General features: G+C 72.1%; 2 protein-coding genes. Both read left to right on the top strand.

The window, feature by feature from the left end; all coding sequences use genetic code 11:
• Nucleotides 1-31: 31 nt before the first annotated feature.
• Nucleotides 32-352: a chorismate mutase gene (locus HYE82_RS35420; RefSeq protein ID WP_179178336.1), complete on the top strand. Its 321-nt coding sequence runs from the start codon at nucleotides 32-34 to the stop codon at nucleotides 350-352.
• Between the two features lie 218 nt (nucleotides 353-570).
• Nucleotides 571-3,069: aminopeptidase N (gene pepN, locus HYE82_RS35415; RefSeq protein WP_179178335.1), on the top strand; the 2,499-nt coding region annotated here is incomplete at its 3' end.

Here is a 3,069-nt window from a genome sequence, read left to right as displayed (position 1 = left end):
CGCCCCCGGCCGCCACGTATTCTCGGTGACCATGAACAACAGCCACCCCGACGCCCCCGACGCCGACGTCACCGCAGAGCTCGCCCGCCTGCGCGACAGCATCGACAACATCGACGCCGCCGTGGTCCACATGCTCGCCGAACGCTTCAAGTGCACCCAGCAGGTCGGCCACCTCAAGGCCCGTCACCACCTGCCCCCCGCCGACCCCCAGCGCGAGGCCAGCCAGATCGCCCGCCTCCGCCAGCTCGCCGAGAACGCCAAACTCGACCCGGCCTTCGCCGAGAAGCTCCTGAACTTCATCATCGCCGAAGTCATCCGGCACCACGAGACGATCGCTGCGCGCGAAGAATAGTGGGCTGACCGGAAGGGTTCACCGTCTCACGGCGCTCCCCCGGCTACCCTGACCCCGGGCACGGGCCCCTCGCCGCGTCGTCGGACCGGGTGCGCCGAGTACGGGCTGCGCCGCGGCCCTCCGCCTCGCGGTGCACCCCACCGGACACCGCCAGCCGGCAAACCTTTCCGGCCAGAGCACCAGAGGGCCACGGCCCGCCCTTCGGGCAGCATGGGCCCATGTCCGCACTGACGCGCAACGAAGCGCAAGCCCGAGCCCGGCTCCTCGACGTCCACCACTACGCCGTCGCCCTCGACCTCACCGGCGGCGAGGACACCTTCGACTCCACCACCACCATCCGCTTCACCGCCCGCACCGCCGGCGACACCTTCGTGGAACTGAAGCCGGACGAACTGCGCTCAGCCGAACTCGACGGCCACCCCCTCGACCCGGCCACCCTCAGCGACAACCGCCTCCCGCTCACCGGCCTGGCCGAAGGCCCCCACGAGCTGCGCGTCGACACCCGCATGCGCTACTCCCGCACCGGCGAGGGCCTGCACCGCTTCACCGACCCCGCGGACGGCGAGACCTACGTCTACACCCAGCTGTTCCTCGACGACGTCCAGCGCGTCTTCCCGGCCTTCGACCAGCCCGACCTCAAGGCCGTCTTCGAGTTCACCGTCACCGCCCCCGCCCACTGGACCGTCCTCGCCAACGGCACCACCCGCCGCACAGGCGACCGCGACACCGACGGCGCCGGCATCTGGACCTCCGCCCCCACCCCCGTGATCTCCACCTACCTCGCCGCCGTCGCCGCAGGCCCCTGGCACAGCATCCGCACCGAACACGCCGGCCTGCCCTTCGGCATCCACTGCCGCCGCTCCCTGGCCCCCCACCTCGACGCCGACGCCGACGAGATCCTCGCCGTCACCACCGCCTGCTACGACCGCTACCACGAGAAGTTCACCGAGCCCTACCCCTTCGACTCCTACGACCAGGCCTTCGTACCCGAGTTCAACGCCGGCGCCATGGAGAACCCCGGCCTGGTCACCTTCCGCGACCAGTACGTCTTCCGATCCGCCGTCACCGACTCCGAACGCCAGCGCCGAGCCATGGTCATCGCCCACGAGATGGCCCACATGTGGTTCGGCGACCTCGTCACCCTCCGCTGGTGGGACGACATCTGGCTCAACGAGTCCTTCGCCGAGTACATGGGCTACCAGACCCTCACCGAAGCCACCCGCTTCACCGGCACCTGGACCGAATTCGGCATGGAACGCAAGCCCTGGGGCTACGACGCCGACCAGCGGCCCTCCACCCACCCCGTCGCCCCCGACGCCGCAGCCGTCCCCGACACCGACTCCGCCCTCCTCAACTTCGACGGCATCTCCTACGCCAAGGGCGCCTCCGCACTGCGCCAACTCGTCGCCTGGACCGGCGAGAAGGACTTCCTGGCCGGCATCAACACCCACTTCGCCCGCCACAGGTTCGCCAACGCCTCACTCGCCGACTTCGTCGACTCCCTCGCCGCCCACACCGACCGCGACGTCCACGCCTGGGCCGACACCTGGCTGCGCACCACCGGCATCGACACCCTCACCCCCCGCATCGAAGAGGCCCACCGCGGCTGGACCCTCACCGTCGACCACCACGGCACCCGCCCCCACCACATCGCCGTCGGCCTCTACGACCGCGAACCCGACAGCACCCTGGAAGCCAGAGCCCACCTCACCCTCGACGTCCCCTCCGACGAGGTCCTCTCCGCCGACGGTCCCCGCCCCGCGCTCCTCCTCCTCAACGACGGCGACCTCAGCTACGCCAAGATCCGCCTGGACCAGGTCTCCCTCGACACCGCCCGGCGCAGCCTCTCCGCCCTCCCCGACCCGCTCACCCGCGCCGTCGTCTGGAACTCCCTGCGCGACATGGTCCGCGACGGCGAACTCGACCCCGCCGCCTACCTCGCCACCGCCGAGTCCCACCTGCCCCACGAGGCCGACCTGGCCATCGTCCAGGGCGTCCTCACCTTCGCCCGCGACAAGATCGCCGACCATTACCTCACCCCCGAACACCGCCCCGCAGCCCTCGCCGCGATCACCACCATCACCCGCGGCCTGCTGCGCCGCACCGAGGACGGCACCGACCCCGGCATGCGCCTCGCCGCCGTACGCGCCCTCATCGACAGCGCCACCCAGTCCGACACCCTCACCGCCTGGCTCGACGACGGCACCGTCCCCGGCGGCCCCGCCCTCGACCCCGAACTGCGCTGGCGCATCCTCGCCCGGCTCAGCGTCCTCGGCGCCGTCGGCGAAGCCGCCATCGACGCCGCCCTCGCCGCCGACCCCAGCGCCACCGGCGAGGAGGGCGCCGCCCGTTGCCGCGCCTCCCTGCCCACCGCCGAAGCCAAGGCCACCGCCTGGAACCGCCTCTTCCACGACGACAGCCTGTCCAACTACCTCTTCACCGCCACCGCCCGCGGCTTCTGGCAGCCCGAACAGGCCGACCTCGTCCACGCGTACGTCCCCCGCTACTACCCCGACGCCATCGCCCTGGCCACCCGCCGCGGCCCCGCCATCGCCGCGGCCGCCGCCCAGCACGCCTTCCCCGCCCACGCCGTCGACGCCGACAACCTCAAGGCCGGCCGGGCCGCCCTCACCGACCCCGACCTCGTCCCCCGCCTCCACCGCGGTCTCACCGACCAGCTCGACGACCTCGCCCGAGCCCTCCGCATCCGCCGGCCC

The sequence above is a fragment of the Streptomyces sp. BR123 genome, from assembly GCF_013401435.1.
Taxonomy (GTDB): domain Bacteria; phylum Actinomycetota; class Actinomycetes; order Streptomycetales; family Streptomycetaceae; genus Streptomyces.
Note: the sequence above shows the minus strand (reverse complement) of the source record. Positions and strands in the feature narration are given on the sequence as shown.

Excerpts from the sequence above, each read along its gene's own strand:
- HYE82_RS35420 (WP_179178336.1), top strand. The coding sequence starts at position 32 with ATGAACAACAGCCACCCCGACGCCCCCGACGCCGACGTCACCGCAGAG.